The organism is Hugonella massiliensis, from assembly GCA_001486445.1.
Lineage (GTDB): Bacteria > Actinomycetota > Coriobacteriia > Coriobacteriales > Eggerthellaceae > Hugonella > Hugonella massiliensis.
This window is the reverse complement of record LN908986.1, coordinates 93,229-108,635: the sequence shown is the minus strand read 5'-3', so window position 1 is coordinate 108,635 and position 15,407 is coordinate 93,229. Positions and strand designations below refer to the sequence as shown.

Sequence of the window (15,407 nt, the reverse complement as noted above, 5' to 3'; positions counted from 1 at the left end):
AAGGATTGCCATGCCTGCAGAGGAGAACACCGTGACGGTGGGCGACCGTCTTGCCGACGGTTTGCGCAGCAGCTTCGATTTCGATTTCGTGGGGGTCTCGCTCGCGCCGCGGGAGCGCGGGGGCCTCTATAACTGGAGCTGCCTGGCGGGGAGCCTTACGCCGCGCACCCGGCGCATCTGGCTGCCCGAAGGCGTGGGCGCCCTGGGCACGGTGGCGGCTACCAAGCGGGGCCTGGTGGTGGGCAACACCCGCATCGACATCGCCCGCGATGTGTGGTACCAGTTTCCGATCGTCGCCTCGGAAGGCCTCACGAGCATGCTCGCCTTCCCCTTGCTTTCAGGCGATGACCTGGCCTTTGTCGTCTTATGCGCGTATCGCGACGACCGTCGGGTGACGGCTCGGGCCTACGCGGCCGCGCAAGAGCGGGCAGCCCGCATTTCCGGGCTTTCAACCTCGGCCGTGGAGCCCTCCGTCCTTCGCGCGGAAAGTATGACGCCCGTGTACGCCGAAACCACCCATAAGATCATCCAAGCGCAGGAAGACGAGCGCAAGCGCATCGCTCGCGAGCTTCACGACGGCTTGGCGCAGGAGCTCCTGCTCGTGCAGATCGAGCTGCGCAAGGCCAAGTACCTGCCGGAAGACGAGGTGCCCGAAGCGATTAAGCGCGCGTCCGAAGAGCTGCGCGAGGTGCTTACCCACGTGTCGCGCATCGCGTCGAACCTGCGTCCGGCTTCGCTCGACGAATTGGGGTTGGCACCGGCGATCGAGGCAGAATGTCGTCAGATCGAACGGTCTTTCGGCATCCACGTGACCGATCGTATCGAGCATTTGTGCAACGTCAACCCCGATGCCGAAGTGGCCCTCTACCGCATTTTCCAAGAGGCGTCTTCGAACGCCTGCAAGTACTCGCGTTCCGACACGCTCGACGTCGAGCTCGCTTCCGACGACGGGGGCGTGTGCCTGACGGTGCGCGACTTCGGCGTGGGCTTCAACGTCGATCGCCCCGAGATTCACGGGGGCGGTTTGGGGCTTGCCGGCATGCGGGAGCGGGCAGGCGCCTTCGGCGGCGAGGTGAGCGTGGAATCGGCGCCGGGCGAGGGATGCACGGTGCGCGTTCGCGTGCCCTTCGGGGGACAGGGAAGGAAGGGGGAGGCATGATCACCATCGTGCTTGCCGACGATCATCGGATCGTCATCAAAGGGTTCGAGATGATTCTGGGCCTGCAGCCCGACATGGAAGTGGTGGGGGAGGCCTCGTCGCCCGAAGAGGCGCTCGATATGGTGGCCACGCTCCGCCCCGACGTGCTCGTGACCGACATCTCGATGGGAAGCGAGAAGTCGGGCTTGCTCTTGTGCGAACGCGTCGTCGAATCGGGCCTGCCCACTGCGGTGGTCATGCTGTCTATGCACGACGAGCAGGAGTATTTGCGCCAGGCCATGTCGCGCGGGGCCAAGGGCTACGTGTTGAAGAGTTCGGAAGACGACGCTCTCTTCACCGCGATTCGCACTGCCGCGCGCGGCGACACCTATATCTGCCACGAGCTTCTGGGCGCTTTCGTCCAGGATGCGATCAACGGGGCCAAGCCGGGGGCCGTCGAGCTCACGCCGCGCGAATCGGAGGTCGTCTCGCTGGCGGTGCGGGGGTATTCCAACAACGACATCGCCGCGCACCTGCATATCTCGGTGAAAACGGTCGAAAGCCAGAAGAGCAAGATCATGGGGAAGCTGGGCCTGCATACCAAACCCGAGTTGTTCGACTACGCTGCCTCGCATGGGCTCATTCGCGTGTAGAGGGACGCCGCGCCCGCCCGCCCCGGCATCGGTTCGTTTTGGGGCGGGTTCAACCTGCGGGACGGGGCGCGTGCGCTTCGCTTGCGCCCCGGTGTTTGGCTGTACCTTTACATCATGAAATGATCGTCATTTTGGTCTTTCAGACGAGTTTTTCCCTGCTGGTGAGAATCGGTACGGCACATCGTGCCTTACCGTAATCGTCGTAACGAACAATACTGAAAATCATGTCCAACAATACAATGCGAGAACCGGTGTCGGGGCTTCTTGGGAAAAACTCGTCTGAGAAACCGATGGCGTATCCCGAGTGTCGTGAAGCGGATCATCGCGCCTCGTTTCCGTGTGGGCTTAAGCGGAATAGCGGTCGCTTGCGGTCTGCATCTCGATGACCTTTCGCCCATGCGACGGGGTGCGTGCGCTCCCTGCTACCGGCTGGCTCGACCCGCGGGACGGGGCGCGTGATATTCGCTCGCGCCCCCGGTCCCGGTTGCGATCTGTTCGCAAGGCGGGGCGGATGCTGTGTCGCCGCCTTCGAACGCTGGTGTGGTTCATCCGTGCGGTGCGCTTTGTCCTCTGCTCGAAACGAAATCGGCGGCGCTATGGCTTTCCCGCCAAGTTTTCGAGCCCTCGCGCTCCTCAGGTCATTAACAATGAACAACATTGCAATATATGTCCAGGTACGAAGCACTCTTCCACGGTTCAGAGACCGAATTGCATCGAAAACTTGATTGGCAGACCATCAAGGGTTTTCGGGCGTGCGTGTCGAGGGCTGCGCCTCGCTTGGTTTGACGCTCGTTCTCTCTTGCGAGGGTTTGTTGTCCATGCCGCACGCCGCGACTGCGCCCCGGTGTAGTGGGCGTTCTTCATACGCCGCTGCCCTCCCTTTCATGAGCGGAAGGGGATTTTGACGTAAAAACCTCTATTTCGCGTGTTCCCTTGGAGAAAACGGGCCGTTGGCCTTCTGCAGAAGACTGTTTCTAAACAAAAAAACTGATAGTGTCCAATAACTGAGCTACCGTTCGCGAAATAGAGATATTTACGTCATTTCTCGGCCTCTGTCGTGTCTGTTGCCGAAAACGCCGGATGGGGAGCAGCGACGGGGAAGCGGCGGCTGCGGTTGCGAGGATTGGGGCGGCGAAAGCGGCGGCTGCGGTTGCGACGGGGAAGCGGCGGCGGCTGCGGGGATGTGGCGACGGCAGCGGAAGCGGCGATGGGGATGATTCGGCGGCTGCGGCACTGGGCCTTAGGGCGGGGTCCCCTAGGCTTCGTCGTCGCCTTCGAACTTGCGGTAGGTCACGCCGCAGTCATCGAAGATGCGCCGGCTGATCTGATTGCCGATCGTGCCCTTGTATTTGTCGTCGGCGTAGACCACTGCCCCGATGCCCACCTGCACGAGGATCTTCGCGCATTCCTGGCAGGGGAAGAGGGTCACGTACACGGTCGCGCCTTCGAGGTCCTTGAGCGACCCGCGATAGTTGAGCACGGCGTTGGCTTCGGCGTGTACCACGTAGCTGTGTTTGTCGTGCAGGGGGTCGTCGGAGGCGCCCCAGGGGAAGTCGTCGTCGTTCAAGGCGCTCGGCGTGCCGTTGTAGCCCACCGAAAGAATGCGGTGGTTGGTGTTGGCGATGCAAGCGCCCACCTGCGTGTTGGGGTCTTTGCTGCGTTGCGACGCCGCGACGGCCACCTTCATGAAGAACTCGTCCCAAGAAATGACGTTGTTGCGTTTGTCGGGCATGGTTCCCTTCCTTCGTGCCTACCGACGGTCAACTCTTTCAGTGTATCGCTTTGCGGGCGAGCAACGTTTCTGCAAAGTTCTTACGCTGTATGCGCTGCGCCGTGAACTGAGGGGTGCTATATTCAAGACGTAGCGTATTTTCCCAGGTGAAGGGCGTGAGTTCCTCTATGAAATCCGCAAAAGCCGCCTTAAAAACCTGACACGACCGCTTGTCGTTTCTGACCTACATTTAACAAAGGTTTCTTACTATTGATGCCGTCTTGCAATTTGCCTGTAAACGGCAGGGTATTCGGGAGGGATCGGATTTCGCATGGATCCAGTAACGCTCACCGTCGTGATCCTCGTTATCGCCACTGCGCTCGTCTTCGACTTTACGAACGGCTTCCATGACACGGCGAACGCTATGGCCACCTCGATTGCCACCGGGGCCCTGAAACCCAAGACCGCCGTTATGGCCGCCGGCACCCTCAACCTGATCGGCGCCTTCCTGTCGACCGAAGTCGCCAAGACCATTTCGGGCGGCATTATCAACGAACAGCAGGTCACCATCCAGGCGGGCTTCATCTTCGCCGGCCTGGTGGGCGCCATCCTGTGGAACCTTATCACCTGGCTCGTCGGCCTCCCGTCGAGTTCCTCCCACGCCCTCTTCGGCGGCCTCGTGGGCGCTGTCATCGTGGGCGCGGGCGTCGAAGGCGTGAACTTCATGGCCGTGCTCAACAAGATTCTCATCCCGGCGCTCATCTCGCCGGTCATTGCGGGATTCGCCGCATTCTGCGCGGTACGGGTCATGTCGGCGGTAGTAAAGAAGATGAACGAGCAGCAGATGGAAGAGGGCTACCGTCACGGGCAGACGATCACCGCGTGCTTGCTGGCCCTCTCTCATGGCACCAACGATGCCCAGAAGACCATGGGCATCATCACGCTGACCCTCATTGCCGTCGGCGAGCAGGCGTCGGGTACCGGCCCCCAGTTCTGGGTGGTCCTCATCTGCGGTCTCGCCATCGCGATGGGCACCTATATGGGCGGTTGGCGCGTGATCCGCACCCTCGGCAAGGGCCTCACCGAAGTGACCCCCCTGCAGGGTTTCGCCTCTGAAGCCGCTTCCACGACTACCATCCTCGTGTCTTCCCACCTGGGCTTCGCCCTTTCGACCACGCAGGTCTGCTCGGGTTCGATCATCGGCTGCGGTCTCGGCAAGAAGGGCAACGCGGTCAACTGGAAAGTTGCCGGCAAGATGCTCATCGCCTGGCTCGTCACCTTCCCGGCCGCCGGCCTCGTCGGTGCTCTTGCCTGCGCTCTCGCGAAGACGAGCATTTACGGGACGATCGCGGTCGCCGTCCTCTTCGTGGCCTGCGCCTTCATCATCTTCCGCTTGTCGCGCCGCAACCCCGTCAACGCCACCAACGTCAACGAGGGCACCGACGTGAAGCTCAACCCTACCAACGATGCCGCTGCTCAGGCTTAGGGATAGGAGAACGTCATGCAGGTAGCAAACTTTTTCCTCGTACTCGCCGTCGCCACTGGCATCGTCTGTGGCGTAGGCTTCCTGTTTGCAAGCGGCTTGCGTCTGCTCGTGGGCGACGAAGGCCGCCAGAACCAGGTGGGAAGCGCACGAAAGGCTCTTGCCTACCTTTGTTTCGCCGGTTGCGTTGCGGTTGTCATCTACGCCCTCTACCTCATCATCCCGGTGTTCCACTAAGCACCGAAGGGGAGCCGAACGCCGCCACGCATAAGGGTCCGGCTCTTTTTGTCGAGAGACGCTTTACGTAGGCTTCTACCGATAGGGAAGGACATCGGTACTCATGAAAAAGATTCTCGTTGGCATTGACGGCAGCTCGCGCGGCGAAAAGGCCTTGGAATGGGCCGCACGCGACGTGCTGGGCCAGGACGCCAAGCTCACGCTCCTGTGCGTGGGCGACCCCGACTTCGCCAAGGAGGCGGGCGTGGCTCCCGAAAAGGTCGAGGCTTCGATCGAGGCCGTTCTCGAGGCGGCCAAGGAAAAGGTCCTTGCCCGCTACCCCGACCTGAAGGTTGAGACCCTTGCCAAGACGGGCGCCGTCATCGACACGATCGTCGACGAGGCCAATCAGCACGATGCGGTTGTCTTGGGCACCCACCACGGTTCCACGGTGAGCGAGACCATCACAGGCGCCAAGGGGCTGCGCGTGTCGATTTCCACCACGGTGCCCACGGTCGTCGTTCCCTTCGACTGGGAGCCCAAAGACATGACGAGCGGAATCATGGTTGCCGTGGCGGCCGACGATTCGAGCGACAGCGCGATCGTGTGGGCGGCCAACCATGCCGCGGCCCGCAACCTGCCGATCGACCTTGTGTCGGCGTGGGGCCTGCCGAGCTACCTCACCCGTCCCGCCGAGGCCATGGGCGGCGGCATCGACCCGGTGGGCGAGCAGTTCCAGCGCCGCCTGAACTCCCTGGTCGACCATCTGCGCGAAACCTATCCCGACCTTTCGGTCTCGGGCGAATCGATCGAAGGTCCCACGCCTTCCGCCACGCTCGTGGAGTATTCGAAGAAGTTCGACTACCTGGTCATGGGCACGCACTCCCGTTCAACCTTGGGGCGCGTGGTGTTCGGCTCGGTCACCCATTCGGTGCTCATGAACATCGCCGTGCCCACCGTCATCGTTCCCCAACCGTAGGGCGGTTATCGTGGGCAGATACGCGGTTATCGACGTAGGGTCGAACACAGTGCGCCTATGCGCCTACGACGTTCCGAAGAAGAAGTCTGTGCGCGGGGGGAAGCCGCGCAAGATCATCGACGTGAAGGAATCCATCGGTCTGTCCGCGTTCGTGGAGCCGCCTGCGGGCGGCTTCTCCACGGACGGGTCCCGTCTGGGCACGATGACGCAGGCGGGCATCGACGCAGCCGCCAAGGCTGTGAAGCGTCAGGTGAAACGCGCCCAGGTGGTCTGCGCCGACCAGGTATGGGTGTTCGCCACCGCCGCTCTGCGCAACTGCACCAACTCCGCCATGGCCGTCGCCGCGCTGGAAGAGGAAGCGGGTGCTGCGGTCGAGGTGCTCTCCGGCGAGGAGGAGGCGCGCTTGGGCCTTCTGGGCGCGCGCCTGGCTTTCCCCCTTGAAGAGGGCGTCCTCATCGACGTGGGCGGCGGCTCGACCGAAGTGACCCGCCTCTTCGCAGACGGCAGCGTGGCGGGCGAGAGCATCCCCATGGGGTCCCTGTCCTCCTACCGCCAGTTCGTCGACTGCGTGATTCCCACGAAGGCCGAAATCAAACGCATCGGCGCCTCCTTCCGCCTCGCTCTCGACGAGGCCCGGCTGCCGGTGCACGGCGAATCGGAACTCTTCGGCATGGGCGGTTCGGTGCGCGCGGCGGCGCGCGTTTGGGGCGATTTGTGCAACGGCGGCGTTCGCTCGAACGTGCTTCTGCCCGCTCACGTCGACGAAATCATCGCTTCCTGCCAAGATGAGCCCGGACCCTTCGCCCATGGTCTTCTGCGCGTGTGCGCTCAGCGCGTGCACACGCTCGTGCCCGGCTGTGCGATCATCCGCGAGGTCTTCCGCGCCACGGGCGCCCAGCGCATGACGATAAACAAGTGCGGCGTGCGCGAAGGCTACTTGCTCGATAGAATTTCACGATTGTAGAATGCGGCTATGATTTACTACGTTGAAGACGATGCAAACGTACGCGAGCTAGCGCTCTACGCGCTCGCTCAATCGGGACTCGAAGCCAAGGGCTTTCCTGAAGCGGAACCCTTCTACGCGGCCTGCAGGGAAGCGGTGCCCGACCTTATCCTGCTCGACATCATGCTCCCGCACACCGACGGGCTCACCATTCTGCGCCAGCTGCGTCAGGATGCGCGCCTGGCCAACATCCCCGTCATGATGCTCACGGCCAAGGGGACCGAAATCGACAAGGTCACCGGGCTCGACGCCGGTGCCGACGACTACTTGGCCAAGCCCTTCGGCATGATGGAGCTTGTGAGCCGCTGCAACGCCCTCTTGCGCCGCGCGTCGCGCGGCGAGGCCGCGCGCGACGCAGTGGTGCGCTGCGGCGACATCGCAATCGACACCGACGCTCATGACGTGCGCGTCAACGGCGCGCCCGTCGAACTCACTCTGAAGGAGTTCAGCCTCCTATACACCCTCGTCGAGAACCGGGGGCATGTGCTCAGCCGCGCCCAGCTGCTCAAAGAGGTCTGGGATACCGACTACGTCGGCGAAACGCGCACGGTCGACACCCACGTCCAAACCCTGCGCAAGAAGCTCAACGACGTCGAAAAAGGTGCGGGCGACGTGATTCAAACGGTACGCGGCGTGGGTTATCGGGCCCGCAGCGATTCTTAGGCGTCCGCCGTGGCCCGCAAAAACCTCTCCCGCCGCCTCTTCCTCGAGTTATTCCTCTTCGCAGTGGCGGCGGCGCTCGTGATCGCCACCATCATCACAGCGGTCTGTTACCAAACCTACGAACGGGACATGAGCGATTCTCTGCTCGACCGCACCGAGGCGGTCGCGGCGTCGCTCGATGCCGTCGACGCCGATTACCGTGTGCGCGATTTGGGGGGCCTTGCGATGAGCGACGTGCGCAGCACCCTCGTCGACCCCGATGGAGTGGTTCTCTACGATTCCGAAGCCGACGCCTCCACGATGGAAAACCACAACGGGCGGCCCGAAATAGAGGGGGCGCGCACCGAGGGTTCGTCGGTGTCCTCGCGCCAATCGGCGACGGTGGGGGAGGACCTCATGTTCGCCGCGGTCAAACTCGACGACGGCCAGGTCGTGCGGCTGGGCGAGGTCAAGCGGTCTTTCCCGGCTTTCGTGAGCTCGATGTTGCCCGCCCTGCTCCTTGGAACTGCCGTCGAATTCGTCGTGGCCTACCTGATCGCCCGCATGCTCGTGAGCAGCATCGTCAAGCCTTTCGATGCCATCGATCTCAAGCACCCTTCGGTCGGCTCCTACTACGAGGAAATGCAGCCCTTGGTCGACCGTATCGACGAACAGCGCCGCCAGCTGGTCAAGTCCAACGAGGAGCTGAGGCGGGCGGCCAACCTGCGCCGCGAGTTCACCGGCAACGTGAGCCACGAGATGAAAACGCCTCTGCAGGTCATCGGCGGCTATGCCGAGCTCATGGAAAACGGGATGGTGCCTCCCGGCGACGTCAAGCATTTTGCCGGCCTTATCCTCGCCGAATCGCGGACCATGCGCTCGCTGGTCGACGACGTGCTTACCCTGTCCCACCTGGACGAGGGGAACATGGTGGGCGACGACGCTCCTCTGGTCGACCTGTCGCAGGTGGCCATTCGCGTGAGCGTGCGCCTACGCCCTCAGTTCGAGGAAAAGCATCTGTCGACCCAGCTGCTCGAAGAGTCCAAGCATCCCGAAGAGGCGCTCGTGCGCGGCAACGAGGCACTGCTCGAACAGCTCGTCTACAACCTGCTCGACAACGCGGCGCGCTATTCGGTCGACGGCGGCCGCGTGCGCGTCCGTATCGCGCGGTCGGGCGATACGGTCGTGCTTGCCGTCGATGACGACGGCCCGGGCGTGCCCAAGGAATATCGCGAGCGCATCTTCGAGCGCTTTTTCCGCGTCGATGAAAGCCGTTCGCGCGAAACGGGCGGAACGGGCCTGGGCCTGGCCATCGTGAAGCATGCGGCCGAAGCCCATGGCGGAACGGTGCATGTGGAGGAAAGCGAATGGGGCGGCGCCTCGTTCGTCGTCGAGTTGCCCGCGGCCGTCGCGTAGGGCGCGCCCGCGCGGCTAGCCTTCCGAACCCGTCTTGCCCTCGTCCGCCTCGCGTTTGGCCACCTGGCGCAGGACGCGCGTCATCAGCTTGCTGAACAGGGCGGCGAGGACCTGCTGGTAGAGCGTGCCCGCCATAACGGGGAAGAGCGTGGCGGCGGGGAAGTACTGCATCGCGAGCACGGCGCCCGCCGAAATGTTGCGCATGCCGCAGCCGAAGGTCATCGGGATGAAGCGGTCGCGCTTCTGCCGCGTGACCCAGGCGATTCCCATGCCCGCGAAGAAGGTGCAGACGGCGAAGAGCCCCACGAAGACGAGCACGCCCACGAGCTCGGGCGTGAGGTGGCGCACGTAATCGGCGATGGCCGACGAGTTGGTGGCCACGATCGTCACGAGCACGATGCGGGCCGCCGGCGCGATCGCAGGTGAAAGGCTGCGCTCCCCCCAGCCTTTCGTGCCCTCGTTGATCGCGAGCCCGGCGAGCGCGGGCAGGGCCACCATCCCCGCCATCGAGGCGATCATTCCCGCCGCGTCGATCTCGACCGACGTGCCCAACAGAACCTGCAGGGTGAAGGGGATCGAGAAGGGCGAGATAAGGACGCTTGCGAGCAGGGTTGCGAGCGCTATGGACACGTTGCCGTGGAACATGGCCACCCACATGATCGCGCTCGTCGCGACGGGCACGCAGTATTCCAGCACGATGCCGCACACGATGGTGGGATCGAACCCGAAGAAGAGGTTGCCTGCGAGGAAGGCGAGCAGGGGGACGACGACATGGGCGAAGGCGAGCGTGAGCAGGATGGCGGCCGGGTGGGCGAGGGCGTCCTTCAGACTGCGCAGGGTGATGCCCAGCGAGCTCTGGAAGGTCATGAAGGCGAAGAGCGCCGGTACCGCATGGGTGAGCGGGGAAAAGGCCTGGGGGAAGGAGATGCCCGCCGCCAGGCAGAACAGGATCGCGACGGCCATATGCCGGCCGATGAACCGGCCGAGGGCCTTCCAATTGTCGAAGATGCGGGAAGTTGACATGAGGGGCTTTCGCAAGCCGGCGCCCCAGGGGACGGGGCGCCGTCGGGGGCTCTTACGCCTTCTCGTCGAATTCGTCGGGGATCCAGTCGGTCAGGCAGGCGTCGAGACCTTCGATCAGGGCGTCTTGGTCCATGTGGCGCCCGATGAAGACGATCTTGTTCATGCGGTCGCCCACCTCGTCGTCCCAGTTGTCGAGCAGCTCGGGGTTCTCGGCGATGATCTTCTTCTTTTCCTCTTCGGGGGCCGAATCGACGAAGAGACCGTTCTCCATCAGCGAGACCCGCTGGCCGGCCTGCTCGAAGATGTAGCAGGTGTCGGGGTCTTCTGCCGACCAGAGCATGCCCTTGGACCGGACGACCGCGTCGGGCCAGGTTTCCACGTAGGCGGAAAGCTTCTCGATGTCGAAGGGGCGGCGGCGCTGGTAGACGAAGGTTGCGATATCGTACTCGAGCACTTCGGGGTCGTCGTGCTCTTCGGGGTGTTCCATCGCGTCGATCCAGGCGGCGGAGTCGTAGGCGCGCTCGAAGTCGAAGCGGCCGGTGTTGAGCAGCTCGCCCATGTCGACGTTGCCGTGGTCGGCCTCCACGATGACGGCGTCCTTCTGCAGGCTGCGCACGATGGCCTTGAGCTCGGCGATCTGGTCGGGCGTGACCTGGTCGGTCTTGTTCAGGACGACCGTGGTGCAGAACTCGAGCTGCTGGATGAGCAGGGCCTCGATGTCGTCCTCGTCGATGTCGTCGGCGAGCAGGTCGCGCCCGCCTTGGAACTCGTCGAACATGCGGGCGCAGTCGACGACGGCGACGATGTTGTCCAAGGCGAGCGGCGCGTGGCCGTTGTGCTGGGAATCGTCGCAGAAGGCCTGGATCGTGTAGGCGATGGGGATGGGCTCGCAGATGCCCGAAGCCTCGATGATGATGTAGTCGAAGTCGCCCGAATCGGCGATGTCGGAAAGCTGCTGGGCCAGGTCGTCGGCGAGCGTGCAGCAGATGCAGCCGTTCGACAGGGGAATGATGTCGTCGGCCTGAGAATAGCCGCCGTTGGCGATGAGGCCGGCGTCGACGTTGACCTCTCCGATGTCGTTGACGATCACGGCGGCGCGGATGCCCTCGTCGTTCGCCAGAATGTGGTTGAGCAGGGTGGTCTTGCCCGCTCCCAGATAACCGGTGAGCAGGATGATCTTCACCGGGCCCTTGGTTTCGGCCATGGGAACTCCTTTGCGTATCGGTGCGTTCGAGTGAAGTGTACGCCTGATGCGGCCCGCGGGAAGGGGCGCGCGCCAGTCGTTACCAAATGCGCCCAAGCCGCATCGCTTTCCGTTCGCCCCCGTATTCGCGCCGCTTAAGGACCTTGTTGCGCGTTCCCCGAATCCTTGCTGCCGCGCGGCGGGGCCAATGGTACAAACGAAAACGTCTAACTTCGGGAAAGAGGACGATATGCCCCATTACAACGAGCTCACCGACGAACTTGCGGCCAAGCTCAAGTCGATCGTCGGCGAAGACAATTACGAGTACGAGGATATCAACGAAGACTACGCGCACGACGAGATGCCGATCTACGGGTCTCGCATGCCCGACCTCGTGCTGTTCCCCGCTACCACCGAACAGGTGTCCGAGATCATGGCGGTCTGCAACGAGCATGAGATTCCCGTCACCGTGCGCGGCGCGGGCACGGGGCTTGCCGGCGGCTGCACCCCGCTTGCCGGCGGCGTGATCCTGTGCACCATGCATATGGACCAGATCATCGGCTACGACATGAACAACCTCAACGTGCGCGTTCAGCCCGGCGTGCGCCTGTGCGACCTGGCTGCCGACGCCCTCGAGCATGACCTCATGTATCCGCCCGATCCCGGCGAGAAGACCGGCTCGATCGGCGGCAACGTGTCCACCAACGCCGGCGGCATGCGCGCCGTCAAGTACGGCACCACGCGCGACTACGTCGAAGCCGTCACCGCCGTGCTGCCCAACGGCCACATCATGAAGATCGGCCGCGCGGTGGCCAAGTCCTCGTCGGGCTACAGCTTGCTGCATCTGCTCGTGGGCTCCGAGGGCACGCTCGCGGTGATTACCGAGCTCACGATGAAGCTCATCCCCAACCCGCAGGAGAACATCAGCTTCATCCTTCCCTTCACCGACATCAACGAGGCCATCAGCGCCGTGCCGAAGATCAAGCTGGCCGGCCTGAACCCCCAGTCGCTCGAATTCATGGAACGCGATATCGTCGACTCTTCGGCGGCGGCCACGGGCAACAACGTGTTCCCCACCGAAGTGCAGGGGCAGGAAGCGGGCGCCTATATCCTGGTCACGCTCGACGGCAACGACCTCGACGAAATCATGCAGCGCGCCGAAACCCTGGCCGAAGTGGCCGATGAAGCCGGGGCCTTCGACGTGCTCGTCGTCGACGAACCGTCCCAGAAGGAAGCGGTGTGGGCCGCCCGCAGCGCCTTCCTCACTGTGATCGAAGACGAGGCCGACCTGCTCGACGAGATGGACGTCTGCGTCCCGGTCGACAAGATCGCCGCCATGCTCAAGTTCGTGCACGAAACGGGCGTCAAGTACGGCGTGCGCATCCGCTCGTTCGGCCATGCCGGCGACGGCAACCTGCACATCTACTGCGCCGGCAACGACATCGACGAAGGCGAGTTCAAGGAAAAGGTCGCTAAGGTCATGCACGACGCTTACGCCAAGGCCGAGGAGTTCGGCGGGCAGGTGTCCGGCGAGCACGGCATCGGCTTCGGCAAGAAGGCCTACCTGCGCGAGTCGCTCGGCAACGAGGCCATTGCGCTCATGGCGGGCATCAAGAACGTGTTCGACCCCAAGGGCATCCTCAACCCGGGCAAGGTCTGCAGCGACCTCTAGGGCGCGCATTAAAAGCGAAGGGAAGCGGGCGCGAGCGGCGAGCTTGCGCCCGCTTTTTCATGCGGGGCGCGCGGGGGCGCGACGGTTGCGCCCCCGCTAGGCGCGGGTACGCTTCTCGGCCAGGTGACGGGCGTGGTTGCGCATGTTCTCCACGGCGCCCTCCATCCCGTGGGCCACGTAAGCGAGCTCGTCGAGGTTGGCGGGCAGGTAGTCGTAGAGGCTCAGGTGGGCTGTCTGCACGATGTCCTCGGGGTGCGGTGCGGGCTCGGTGGTGGGCAGGGCTAGAAGGCCGAGCACGGGCGCGCCCTTGGCCACCAGCTTTTCTTCGTATTCGGTCGCCGGCTCGTCGGGGTGGGCGGCACGCCAGTCGCGCGCGGTCTGCACGACGCGGTAGCGGGCGAGTGCGAGTTCTTCCAAGCTGAACTGCAGGAAGGGGTCGCTATCGGTCTTCAGAGCGAGCACGGCGCCCGGTGCGAGCAGAGGCCGATAGGCGATCAGCCGATCGACGTGGGTCAAGCGCAGGGGCGCGTGCTTCTTCTTGGGATGCGGGGTGGGGAAGTTCATCGCGAGCCGATCGATTTCCCCGGGGGCGAACAGGTCGGGCAGCTGCGGGTCCGCGCAGAGGGGGAAGACGGCGTTGGACAGGTGAGCGGCCACCGCTTTCTCGGCAGACTGCAGGGTGCACACCGGTTCGGCGTCGATGCCCACGAACAAGGTGTCGGGGTACGCGGCGGCAAGGGCCACGGTCGCTGCGCCTTTTCCGCAGCCTAAATCGACGACGACCCGGCGCCAGGGGCGGGCGCCGGCGGTCGTTTCGGCAGCGTGCCAGGTATGCCAGCGCCCTCGCCAGCGGGCGGGGTCGCGTTCCACGGCGGTAGCGGCGGCGGCCAGGCGCTTTTCCAGATCGAATCCTTTGTGCTTGCGCGAGCGAGCGGTACGGGTCATGCGCAATCCCTTCTATCGAGCAGGCAGCATCCTAGCAGAAGCGGGCGGCGAAAACGAGGAGACCCCCGGCCCGCGCGCGGCAGGTCGGGGGTCTCGGTGCGCAAGCGTTGCGGGGCGCCGGATCAGTGATGGAAGAGACGCATGCCGGTGAAGGCCACGGCCATGCCGTAGCGGTTGGCGGTTTCGATCACGTTATCGTCGCGAATCGACCCGCCCGGTTCGGCCACGTAGGTCACGCCCGATTTGCGGGCGCGCTCGATGTTGTCGCCGAAGGGGAAGAAGGCGTCGGAACCCAGCGACAGGCCCGTCTGCTGGGCGATCCAGTCTTTCTTCTCTTCGTCGGTGAGCACGTCGGGTTTTACCTTGAAGACGCGCTGCCAGGCGCCGTCGCGCAGGACGTCGTCGTGCTCGTCGGAGATGTAGACGTCGATGGCGTTGTCGCGGTCGGCGCGGCGGATGCCGTCGACGAACTGCAGGCCCAAGACCTTGGGGTGGTGGCGCAGGCTCCAGGTATCGGCCTTGTTGCCGGCCAGGCGCGTGCAGTGGATGCGGCTCTGCTGGCCGGCGCCCACGCCCACGGTCTGGCCGTTCTTGGTGTAGCAGACCGAATTCGACTGGGTGTACTTCAGGGTGATGAGGGCGAGCACCAAGTCGGTCTTGGCGGCGTCGGGGATGGTTTTGTTATCGGTCACGACGTTGTCGAGCTGGTCGGCCGAGATCTTGTAGTCGTTGTGGCGCTGCTCGAAGGTGATGCCGAAGACGTCCTTCTGCTCGATTTCGGCCGCCTCGTAGGAGGGATCGATCGCGACGATGTTGTAGTTGCCCTTCTTCTTGGTCTTCAGAATCTCGATAGCCTCGTCGGTGTAGCCCGGGGCGATGATGCCGTCGGACACCTCGTGCTGGAGCACGCGGGCCACGTCGGCGTCGCAGATGTCGGATACGGCTGCCCAGTCGCCGTAGGACGACATGCGGTCGGCGCCGCGAGCGCGGATGTAGGCGGCGGCTACGGGCGAGGGGTCGAAGCCGTCGTCCACGAAGTAGATCTGGCGCTCGACGTCGGAAAGGGGCAGGCCCAGGGCGGCGCCGGCGGGGCTCACGTGCTTGAAGGACGCGGCAGCGGGCAGGCCGGTGGCCTCCTTGAGCTCACGGACGAGCTGCCAGGAGTTCAAGGCGTCGAGAAAGTTGATGTAACCGGGTTTGCCGTTCACGACGGTGACGGGCAAATCGGAGCCATCCTTCATGAAGATGCGGGCGGGCTTCTGGTTGGGGTTGCAACCGTATTTCAGTTCAAGGGAATTCACAGGTCCTCCTCTGTGCGGTGGGATGGGGCGGTTGAGGATGCG

14 protein-coding genes are annotated in these 15,407 nt (G+C 63.9%); 9 read left to right on the top strand and 5 right to left on the bottom strand.

Features of this window, described 5'->3' with window-relative positions; genetic code table 11:
- The first annotated feature begins 10 nt into the window (after window positions 1-10).
- Together BN3270_RS03095 and BN3270_RS03090 are read left to right on the top strand one after the other, a co-directional pair.
- Entirely contained in the window at window positions 11-1,159 is a 1,149-nt protein-coding gene (locus BN3270_RS03095) for a GAF domain-containing sensor histidine kinase (RefSeq protein ID WP_058985731.1), read from the top strand.
- Window positions 1,156-1,791, top strand: coding sequence for a response regulator transcription factor (locus BN3270_RS03090; protein WP_058985730.1), 636 nt, complete (start codon window positions 1,156-1,158; stop codon window positions 1,789-1,791). The genes BN3270_RS03095 and BN3270_RS03090 overlap by 4 nt, the downstream gene beginning before the upstream one ends.
- A 1,255-nt stretch (window positions 1,792-3,046) precedes the next feature.
- Here the strand turns inward: BN3270_RS03090 and BN3270_RS03085 are convergent.
- Complete coding sequence (locus BN3270_RS03085; RefSeq protein WP_058985729.1) at window positions 3,047-3,523, bottom strand: deoxycytidylate deaminase; 477 nt, start codon at window positions 3,521-3,523, stop codon at window positions 3,047-3,049.
- A 310-nt stretch (window positions 3,524-3,833) separates the two neighbouring features.
- On the opposite strand from BN3270_RS03085, the gene BN3270_RS03080 reads away from it, so the two are divergent.
- The 6 genes from BN3270_RS03080 to BN3270_RS03055 all read left to right on the top strand — a co-directional run bounded on the left by BN3270_RS03080 (window position 3,834) and on the right by BN3270_RS03055 (window position 9,241).
- On the top strand, window positions 3,834-4,988 hold the full coding sequence (locus BN3270_RS03080) for an inorganic phosphate transporter (protein ID WP_058985728.1): 1,155 nt from the start codon (window positions 3,834-3,836) through the stop codon (window positions 4,986-4,988).
- Between the two features lie 15 nt (window positions 4,989-5,003).
- Window positions 5,004-5,222: a hypothetical protein gene (locus tag BN3270_RS03075; protein WP_058985727.1), complete on the top strand. Its 219-nt coding sequence runs from the start codon at window positions 5,004-5,006 to the stop codon at window positions 5,220-5,222.
- A 103-nt stretch (window positions 5,223-5,325) separates the two neighbouring features.
- A complete protein-coding gene (locus tag BN3270_RS03070) occupies window positions 5,326-6,180 on the top strand; it encodes a universal stress protein (RefSeq protein WP_058985726.1) in 855 nt (284 codons plus the stop codon).
- Between the two features lie 88 nt (window positions 6,181-6,268).
- Entirely contained in the window at window positions 6,269-7,144 is an 876-nt protein-coding gene (locus BN3270_RS03065) for a Ppx/GppA phosphatase family protein (RefSeq protein ID WP_058985725.1), read from the top strand.
- Between the two features lie 9 nt (window positions 7,145-7,153).
- A complete protein-coding gene (locus BN3270_RS03060) occupies window positions 7,154-7,846 on the top strand; it encodes a winged helix-turn-helix domain-containing protein (RefSeq protein WP_058985724.1) in 693 nt (230 codons plus the stop codon).
- 9 nt (window positions 7,847-7,855) lie between these two features.
- Window positions 7,856-9,241, top strand: coding sequence for a sensor histidine kinase (locus BN3270_RS03055; protein WP_058985723.1), 1,386 nt, complete (start codon window positions 7,856-7,858; stop codon window positions 9,239-9,241).
- A gap of 15 nt (window positions 9,242-9,256) precedes the next feature.
- Here the strand turns inward: BN3270_RS03055 and BN3270_RS03050 are convergent, their stop codons facing one another.
- Together BN3270_RS03050 and BN3270_RS03045 are read right to left on the bottom strand one after the other, a co-directional pair.
- On the bottom strand, window positions 9,257-10,264 hold the full coding sequence (locus tag BN3270_RS03050) for a bile acid:sodium symporter family protein (protein ID WP_082673307.1): 1,008 nt from the start codon (window positions 10,262-10,264) through the stop codon (window positions 9,257-9,259).
- Between the two features lie 52 nt (window positions 10,265-10,316).
- On the bottom strand, window positions 10,317-11,468 hold the full coding sequence (locus BN3270_RS03045) for a CobW family GTP-binding protein (RefSeq protein WP_058985722.1): 1,152 nt from the start codon (window positions 11,466-11,468) through the stop codon (window positions 10,317-10,319).
- 229 nt (window positions 11,469-11,697) lie between these two features.
- Between BN3270_RS03045 and BN3270_RS03040 the strand changes: the two genes are divergently transcribed.
- Window positions 11,698-13,119, top strand: coding sequence for an FAD-binding oxidoreductase (locus BN3270_RS03040; protein WP_058985721.1), 1,422 nt, complete (start codon window positions 11,698-11,700; stop codon window positions 13,117-13,119).
- Between the two features lie 96 nt (window positions 13,120-13,215).
- On the opposite strand, the gene trmB is transcribed toward BN3270_RS03040, so the two are convergent.
- On the bottom strand, window positions 13,216-14,064 hold the full coding sequence (gene trmB / locus BN3270_RS03035; protein ID WP_058985720.1) for a tRNA (guanine(46)-N(7))-methyltransferase TrmB: 849 nt from the start codon (window positions 14,062-14,064) through the stop codon (window positions 13,216-13,218).
- Between the two features lie 122 nt (window positions 14,065-14,186).
- The gene (locus tag BN3270_RS03030; protein WP_058985719.1) at window positions 14,187-15,365 is read right to left on the bottom strand and encodes a phosphoribosylaminoimidazolecarboxamide formyltransferase; all 1,179 of its coding nucleotides are present in this window, start codon (window positions 15,363-15,365) and stop codon (window positions 14,187-14,189) included.
- Window positions 15,366-15,407: the final 42 nt, after the last annotated feature.

Coding starts and splice junctions, on each gene's coding strand:
- BN3270_RS03075 (WP_058985727.1), top strand. CDS start 5,004: ATGCAGGTAGCAAACTTTTTCCTCGTACTCGCCGTCGCCACTGGCATC.
- BN3270_RS03090 (WP_058985730.1), top strand. CDS start 1,156: ATGATCACCATCGTGCTTGCCGACGATCATCGGATCGTCATCAAAGGG.
- BN3270_RS03085 (WP_058985729.1), bottom strand. CDS start 3,523: ATGCCCGACAAACGCAACAACGTCATTTCTTGGGACGAGTTCTTCATG.
- BN3270_RS03095 (WP_058985731.1), top strand. CDS start 11: ATGCCTGCAGAGGAGAACACCGTGACGGTGGGCGACCGTCTTGCCGAC.
- BN3270_RS03080 (WP_058985728.1), top strand. CDS start 3,834: ATGGATCCAGTAACGCTCACCGTCGTGATCCTCGTTATCGCCACTGCG.
- BN3270_RS03060 (WP_058985724.1), top strand. CDS start 7,154: ATGATTTACTACGTTGAAGACGATGCAAACGTACGCGAGCTAGCGCTC.
- BN3270_RS03045 (WP_058985722.1), bottom strand. CDS start 11,468: ATGGCCGAAACCAAGGGCCCGGTGAAGATCATCCTGCTCACCGGTTAT.
- trmB (WP_058985720.1), bottom strand. CDS start 14,064: ATGACCCGTACCGCTCGCTCGCGCAAGCACAAAGGATTCGATCTGGAA.
- BN3270_RS03050 (WP_082673307.1), bottom strand. CDS start 10,264: ATGTCAACTTCCCGCATCTTCGACAATTGGAAGGCCCTCGGCCGGTTC.
- BN3270_RS03040 (WP_058985721.1), top strand. CDS start 11,698: ATGCCCCATTACAACGAGCTCACCGACGAACTTGCGGCCAAGCTCAAG.
- BN3270_RS03070 (WP_058985726.1), top strand. CDS start 5,326: ATGAAAAAGATTCTCGTTGGCATTGACGGCAGCTCGCGCGGCGAAAAG.